Here is an 8,047-nt window from a genome sequence, read left to right as displayed (position 1 = left end):
TATTCCTGCCTCGCGTCGGCGCTGTTTTGAATTGCTCCAGCTTTCTGAACCACCGCGGCGATTCGAAATGTAGAGCAGGTAACCCGTAGTTCAGGGATCTACGGTCTTTTGTTCTGTGCTCAGTCTGCGCGCATTGTTTCACGTGAAACATTCGATTCTTTACCGACAGGATGTTCCACGTGAAACATCATGACTGAACAATCAACGAATACCAAGATTGCATCAATCGGTTCTGAATCACTTCTTCTTTTTCTTTTTTGGCCCGGGAAGCATGGGCGGCATATTCGGGCGAACAAGTTCACCCGCAAGAATATGCGGTGCAGCAGCATACTCTGCAGTCTCAAACATCGTGCTTGCTCGACCAACAATCAGCGGATCAATGGGGCCAATGGCTTTCAAGTCTCTCTCCGCATACGGAATGAGATGCAGAACGTATCGCATGGCATTTAACCGAGCACGCTTCTTATCGTCAGATTTGATCACTGTCCAGGGCGCTTCCGGCGTATCGGTGCCAAAGAACATTGCCTCTTTGGCGCGAGTGTAATCATCCCATTTATCAAGTGAAGCCAAGTCAATCGGCGAAAGTTTCCAACGCTTCAAAGGCGAAACTTGTCGTTCACGGAAACGACGCTGCTGTTCCTTCTGACTTACTGAGAACCAGAACTTAATGACATATGTGCCGCTTCGAACCAAATTGCGTTCAAACCCAGGGACTTCCCGCATAAATTCATAGTATTCAGCGTCCGTACAAAACTTCATGACGCGCTCAACACCTGCTCGGTTGTACCAGGATCGGTCAAAGAAAACCATCTCACCTTTGGTGGGTAGATGTGTCACATAGCGTTGGAAATACCACTGCCCAGACTCCTCTACGGTGGGTTTATTCAAGGCTACAACTCGTGCACCACGAGGATTGAGATGCTCCATGAAGCGCGTAATTGTGCCGCCTTTGCCTGCAGCATCGCGTCCCTCAAAGATGACAATGATCTTCTGTCCTGTTTCCTTCACCCATGCCTGAAGTTTTAAAAGTTCAACCTGCAGGCGAAATTTCTGCTCCTCGTAGTTTTTACGCCGCATGCGATTGACATACGGATAAGCACCTTTCGCCCAATCTGGATTGAGGCGGTTCTCCTCAAGGTCTCGCTCCTTACGGCTTTTTTTGCTCTTAGTTGTAAGCTCTGCGAGCAGTTGACTCAGAATCGCCTCACGATCTTCGCGCGCCTGCCCGCTCAGGATGTCTTCAATCAAATCCTGCTTGCGTCGATAGGCGCGCTCTGTCTTGTCAGACTTGATGTGTTCCAGCACATCCTGCACATTTTGGAAGCGCGGAGCTCGGTCAATATGTTCGTCATTGAGTACCGCTTCACGCGTTTCGTGGCTCTTCCGTTTGACAGACTCATCTGTCTTTTCATTATTGGCCATGGGTAACGTTCCTCCATTGAAGGGTCGAACTGAAAGCGGCTGTCGGGTTAGCCGATTCCACCCTCCGCTGCTAATTTTTATTCGGCTGCATCGGTCTCTTGTGCTTTACGCATGACCGTCAGCCAGGTGTAGATCTCCTGCCGCGGACGCCCCGTCAGCTTAGCGGCGATAGCCGCCAACCGCGAAGACGGAAGCTCTGGAGCGAGTGCTTTGAGCCATGCTTCTTCTTGAACAGAAAGCGTCTCCTCCTTCATAGGTTCCTCATCTACAAGCACAACATACTCTCCACGGGGTTCATGCGTCTTAATCCATTCCGAGAGATCTGCAGCAGTAAGAGAAGTGATCGTCTCAAACTTCTTCGTCAGCTCACGCGCTACGACAATGCGCCGTTCTGGCGTAAGAGCTGCTCCCAAATCTTCAAGCAACGCGAGAATACGATGCGGTGCCTCATAGAGAACGAAGGGGCGCTTACGATGCGCGAGCTCTTCGGCCGACTGATGACGCGCCTTAGGCTGCGGCGGCAGAAAACCGATGAAGTCAAAACCTGTACCAAGCAGCCCGGCAGCAGACAAAGCAGTGATTGCCGCTGATGCACCGGGAACAGGAATCACACGCCGGCCAACGCGGCGCAAGTACTCAACAGCACGCGCCCCCGGATCGGATACCGCCGGCGTACCAGCATCAGTGACTAATGCGACGCGCTGCCCCTCTGCCAAGAGCGCATCAATTTGCTCAGCTCCGTGTCGTTCGTTATGCTCACGAACGGACAATAATCGAGTATCGATGCCGAACCGCTCAAGGAGCTTCCTCGTCTCTCGGGTATCCTCAGCAGCCACAGCATCAACGCTCAAAAGCACCCAAAGGGCCCTCAGCGTAATATCGCCCATGTTGCCGATGGGGAGTCCAACTACATAGAGCGCCGCGGCCGGGAGTTCCTGATCGGGAAGTCCTGCAGCCAGCATCAGCGCATTATCAGTCCAAAGATTTCGTAGGGAATTCATGCCGCTTTCTCGTCGTTCTCTGATCGCTTGCTTTAGTGGAGTCGTGGTCGGTAGTTTAAGCGCCCCAAGCATCGTGCACGCAGTGGAAACTTTAGGGACAGCCGCAGGAGAAGCGCCTAGCATCTCGGCAGCTTCGCCAGTTTCATCTCTTCGCCCGCTGCGCATCGCCATGCTAATGCCGCCCGATGACTCCCCGTTTCTCGCAGCCGCACGCATCGTCGCCAACGGTCTTGCCGCATCTAACGCCCACATTGACAGCCCGCAAGATCGTTCCGCTGAGATTTTTCTAGTGGAAAGTTCGTCACAAACAGCCAGTCTTGATGCTGCACTGGATGCCGCACTCGTGAGTGGTGCCGATATTGTCGTCGGGCCAATCGAACGCAGTGCTGTTGAAATGCTTGCTCGGAAAAAAACACTTCCGCTTCCAGTCCTTGCCCTCAATGTACCGGATAACACAGATTTATCGGCTGTACCACAAAATCTAGGCCTGATTTCTATCAGTACGGAATATGAAGCGGAATGGATCGCCCAAGCAGCAGTGGCAGCGCTACCGCATTCCATCAACAATCTGAGCAGACCCAAAATTGCCGTTATAGCGGGTTCTGCAGCTTGGCAGATGCGTGCCCGCGATGCCTTCGAGAACGTACTCGCGCACGCACAGATTGACTATGAAGTCATCAGCTTCTCCCCGGAAATCCTTGATGATTTGCAGACCAAATTCGAACCCACGCTTTCTCCAGAAGAGGCCGCGCAATTCGATCAGGAGCTGCGCGAAGCGCTCGCCAAGGCCGAATCGTCACAACAGCGAAAGCTCATCACAAAACGTGTTCACGCTGCTCGACGTGCGCGTGTCACACAAAGTGAACCGCCATTCCAAGCAGCGCTGCTTGCGCTTTCTGCCCAAGAAGCAGCCCTCGTACGCAACCGCTTCCCGCGCGGCACGCGCATTTGGGGAACATCGGCCATCAATCCTGGCGACCCTGACTTGAGTTCTGCTGCAACAACGCTCTCGTACGATTTAGATGGCGTGGCGTTCCCCGAGTGTCCGTTGGTGGTGCAGCTCAAACCCGCAGATTTCGAAGCTCGCTTTGGCACCTCAATGCCTTATTCACTCTCGGCCAAACGTCTCTTTGCCTTGGGAGTTGATGCCCGCACCACAGCGCTGGCCTGGTCTCAAGGGCGATCTCTGCAAGGTGAAGCTGGAGAAACCGGCACATTGACCTTTGACCGCTCGCATTCACCGCTCGTTGAACGTACTCCTCAAGTTGTAGTTGTGCAGCAAGGGCATCTTTTGCAAATTCCCCGTGAGCTCGCTGTTCGCACAGTGCTGCCAACCATCGAACCGCCCAAGCCAACTGAACCCATTGCAATGCCAACCGTCAAAGAAGAACTTAACGCTGCGCACCGTGAAGATGTCAAAGGCGTCGTAGTCAATGATCTTGGGGCTGATCCCGATCCTACGCCAATGATCCCAAAAACGATCAGTCCGGCCTCTTCACCCTCACCAGCAGCTTCCGGCATAAGCATTACGCAGTAAGACACTGACCATCCCTCTGATCTCTACAATTCCATACACTCCCTTCGCGGAAGACGTTTTTCACTAACCGTCTTCCGCCATTTCTTTTCTTCTCCACGCTATGGCGCTTATTACTCTCATCGACGCTCATCTTGCTTATGGTGATTTGCCGCTCCTCGACGAAGCGAACATTTCGATTGAACCCGGTGAACGTGTGGGGCTCATCGGCCGCAACGGCACTGGTAAAAGCTCGTTGCTCTCAGTGTTGGCAGGAAAGACCATGCTCGATGACGGTCAGCTTCAACGCATGGACGGACTCACCATTCACTATGTTGAACAAGAGCCGCAGCTCCCCGATGCGCCAACGCTGAAGGAGAGTCTCATTCTCCGTGGGAAATTAGATGAAACAACTGACGAAAGGGAGAAATGGCGTATCCTCGCAAAACTCGACGAAAACCTTTCGCATTTCGAGCTCAATCCTAATGCGGATCCAAAGCTCACTTCCGGCGGTGAAAAAAAGCGTGCCGCACTTGCTCTCGCCTTTACACTCGCTCCACAGCTGCTGCTGCTTGATGAGCCAACCAATCATCTTGATATGCGAGCAATACGACTTCTTGAAGCTCGATCGCAAGATGAACTCAAAAATCAGCGCTCACTCGTCGTCATCACCCATGACCGTGCGTTCCTTGACAAAGTAGCCACTCGTATCGTTGAGCTCGACCGCGGAGTACTGCGATCCTATCCCGGGAATTTCGCAGCCTATGAGACTCGAAAAGAAGAGGAGCTTGCCGCTGAAGAACTGGAACGTCGACGCTTCGATAAATTCTGGGCACAGGAAGAGGTCTGGATCCGTAAGGGCATTGAAGCCCGACGCACGCGCAACGAGGGCCGTGTCAAGCGGCTCGAACAATTGCGTCGCGAACGGGCCGCCAGACGTGATCAGATGGGATCCATCCGCATGTCGATCGATGCGGGCGAAAAAAGCGGCAAAATTGTCGCTGAAGTAAAAGGGCTTTCAAAGTCATTCGGGGACTGCGTCATCGTAAAAGACCTCGATTTCACCTTAATGCGTGGGGATCGTCTCGGTCTTATCGGCAGAAACGGCGCTGGTAAAAGTACCTTGATCAAGCTGCTTTTAGGAAAAATTCAACCCGATGCCGGCACGGTCAAACTCGGCACAAACATCAAACTTGCATACTTTGATCAACTTCGTGAACAACTTGATCTTACAAAAACCGTAGCCGAAACAATCTCTCCGGGTTCTGATTGGGTAGAAATCGGCGGTGAACGCAAGCACATCATCGCTTATCTGGGCGATTTCCTTTTTCCACCCCGCCGTGCAAACGTTCCCGTGAGTTCCCTCTCGGGCGGCGAACGCAACCGCCTCCTGCTTGCTCGCCTTTTTGCTTTGCCTGCGAATCTGCTCGTTCTCGACGAACCGACAAACGATCTGGATATTGATTCACTCGAACTGCTTGAGCAGACTCTCGCCGTCTATCCAGGTACGATCATCCTTGTCAGTCACGATCGTCGTTTCCTTGACAATGTCGTCACCGAAGTATTGGCTCCCGAGGGTGACGGCAAATGGCGTGAATATGTGGGCGGCTATACAGAATGGTTTACCCAGCGCCAACAGGAAAACGATCCGTTTGCCGCAGCAAAGACAGAAAAGAAGGCAGAAAAGCCAGCAAAAAACGAAAAACCTCGTGATGTCATCCCACAAAAAATAAAACTCTCCTGGCGGGAAGCCCGAGAACTTGAAGCGCTCCCTGAAAAGCTCGAGGCCATGGAAAAAGAACAGGCCAGCATCATCAATGCAATGAGCGCCTTCGACTATCACTCAAAATCCGTTGAGGACATCAAGGCTGATAAATTACGACTTGAGGAATTAGAGAAATCTATCGCTGACGGATGGACGCGTTGGGAAGCACTTTCAGAGAAGGAATCCCTTTCGACTGGAAAATAGATGAACGTAGATGCGCCACTTTCACGCGCATAATGAGCATCTTCCCTACTGCTACAACGCAATAAGCCCGTTTTTGGAACCTCCAAAAACCCTGAACTCCCGGATAGCTGATCCATATTTATACTGTATCGCTCGCATTTAGGGCGTTCAGAGAACCATTAGATCAATATCAAATTAATTGATTTTCTAGCAAAAATGGAGTGACAATCTCACTCCATTTTTGCTAAAATTAGCGTACCTAATAGGTTTCTCGCGCGTTGCAAAGAAATGACTGAAAAACCCGACTACATCCTGACGTTCGATCGTCCAAAAAACACCGAAATTAAGAAAATCGGCAACAACTGGTATCTATATGAACGATTCAGCAAGTACGATCCGACGATCAAACGCAGTCGAAAGGTTTCCGGACGCTGTCTGGGCAAAATTACGCCCGATGGACTGATTGCTACCAAACGCCGCTTGACGCCGGCAGAACGTCCGGCAGCCGTCCTTGAAGAGACGGTAGAAGTCGGAGCTTCTCTCTTCATGTGGAAACGTACTGAAGATCTGCGTAAACGTCTCCAGGTGCATTTTCCTGATCAATGGCAGCAAATCTACGTTGCGGCTCTCCTGCGGCTGCTCAGAGAACCTCGTTTTAAGCGCCTTCAGCTTCACTTCGAAAACAGCATCTTGTCGCATGTTTTCCCGAAACTGTCATTCACCGCTTCCGACAATGCAGCCATGCTTCGGACTTTGGGTAAAAAACGTCAGGCAATCAGCAGCTTTATGCGTGAAGACATAGATAAGAAGAGCGCATTTATTTTGTTTGACGGGCATCGACTGATTACATCTTCCAAGACGATGCCTTTTGCTGAACTAGGCTACGACTCCAAGCAGCGGTACATGCTGCAAATCAACCTGCTCTATATCTACAGTTTGGACGAAAACAGGGGAGCCCCCGTCTATTACAAGCAGTTTATCGGCAGTACACCGGATGTTTCAGCATTCGCAGACGTTCTGACGGAAAGTACTCTCAGGCACTCGGACTGCACGATCATTGCCGATAAAGGATTCGCCAGTGAGAGTGATTTTGAACTGCTCGATTCCAAAAATCTCAAATATGTCATTCCTCTTCGCCGCGGCAGCAGATTCGTTAAAAGCAAACTGCCTTTGACGCCGATGAGTTACGAGAACATGTTTCCTTTCAACGGCCGTGCGATTCAAGCCTTGAAGATCTCAGAGGCCGGATTCAATGTGTTCGTCTTTTTCGATGCTCAGCTCTATGCCAACGAACTGGCCGATGCTGTCGAACGCGGCGAAAAAACAAATAACACCAATGCGGTTAAATTGGACAGCGAGATGAAGCGCCGTGCCAAGGGAGCCCCCAGACTAACCAATGAGGAGCTCCAAGCCCTGCAACCGCAAGATCTGATGGAAATTCACAATGAAATTCCGGAAATGGGAACGGTGACGATCCGCACCAACCGTACGGATCTCAACTGCATGCAGGTCTACAGGGTATATAAGCAGCGACAGGCCATCGAACAGTTTTTCAGGACTTACGGAGCAAGTTTGGACTTTGAAGCTTCCTATATGCGCACTCAGGCAACACAGGAAGCATGGCTGTTTCTCAATCACCTCTCGTCCATGATGGGAATGGACTGCATTACCGATATCGCCGCAATGAATGAGGACAAGAATATCTCCCTTGAAGACCTGAAACAAACGCTGGGAAAGATCATGGCAACCAGGGTACAGGGAGAGTGGCTGGTCGCTCCGGAGAAACGGAGTGTCGCAAAACTGTTGGACAAATTCGATTTCAATCCATCACCGGAGCTGATTGAGGAACTCCTCGCGGAGGGTACGCCGCATTAATGCACAGCGTACCTATTCTCGAGCGATACGGTTTATATTGATCAGCATCAATTTTGGCTATTCTTCGGTTCTTAAAGCCTGGTTTTCAATATCTTTGGAAGCCAGGCTTTTAAATTCATGATAAAATGATCCATACCATATAAATATAGAGCATTAGGGGGCTTCATGTCCGATAGTCAAAATTGGTACTTCACTGCCGAAACCAACGCCAAGGGCTATACCTACATCAAGGCCTACCAAACCAAATGGGACCCGGTGCGCAAGCGTTCCCACAGTTTCAATCGCCGT

Annotated in this window: 5 protein-coding genes; 3 read left to right on the top strand and 2 right to left on the bottom strand. The window is 51.1% G+C overall.

All coding sequences use genetic code 11. From position 1 onward, the window contains the following. Window positions 1–237: 237 nt before the first annotated feature. Together ppk2 and rsmI are read right to left on the bottom strand one after the other, a co-directional pair. Entirely contained in the window at window positions 238–1,422 is a 1,185-nt protein-coding gene (gene ppk2 / locus DES29_RS12030; RefSeq protein ID WP_016475258.1) for a polyphosphate kinase 2, read from the bottom strand. Between the two features lie 77 nt (window positions 1,423–1,499). After that, entirely contained in the window at window positions 1,500–2,423 is a 924-nt protein-coding gene (rsmI, locus tag DES29_RS12025) for a 16S rRNA (cytidine(1402)-2'-O)-methyltransferase (RefSeq protein ID WP_021994535.1), read from the bottom strand. 73 nt (window positions 2,424–2,496) lie between these two features. Here rsmI and DES29_RS12020 point away from each other — a divergent pair, with 73 nt between their 5' ends. The 3 genes from DES29_RS12020 (at window position 2,497) to DES29_RS12010 (ending at window position 7,759) form a co-directional block, all read left to right on the top strand. Next, entirely contained in the window at window positions 2,497–3,960 is a 1,464-nt protein-coding gene (locus DES29_RS12020) for a penicillin-binding protein activator (RefSeq protein WP_236578869.1), read from the top strand. Between the two features lie 100 nt (window positions 3,961–4,060). Continuing rightward, window positions 4,061–5,905 carry an ATP-binding cassette domain-containing protein gene (locus DES29_RS12015; RefSeq protein WP_021994533.1) on the top strand — a complete coding sequence of 615 codons (1,845 nt, stop codon included), beginning with the start codon at window positions 4,061–4,063 and terminating at the stop codon, window positions 5,903–5,905. Between the two features lie 267 nt (window positions 5,906–6,172). Further along, window positions 6,173–7,759, top strand: a complete 1,587-nt coding sequence (locus DES29_RS12010; protein ID WP_113854939.1) for an IS1634 family transposase — start codon at window positions 6,173–6,175, stop codon at window positions 7,757–7,759. Window positions 7,760–8,047: the final 288 nt, after the last annotated feature.

It is taken from the genome of Sutterella wadsworthensis (assembly GCF_003315195.1).
Classification (GTDB): Bacteria; Pseudomonadota; Gammaproteobacteria; order Burkholderiales; family Burkholderiaceae_F; genus Sutterella; species Sutterella wadsworthensis.
The sequence above is the reverse complement of the archived record's forward strand: the minus strand, read 5'-3'. Positions and strand labels throughout refer to the sequence as shown.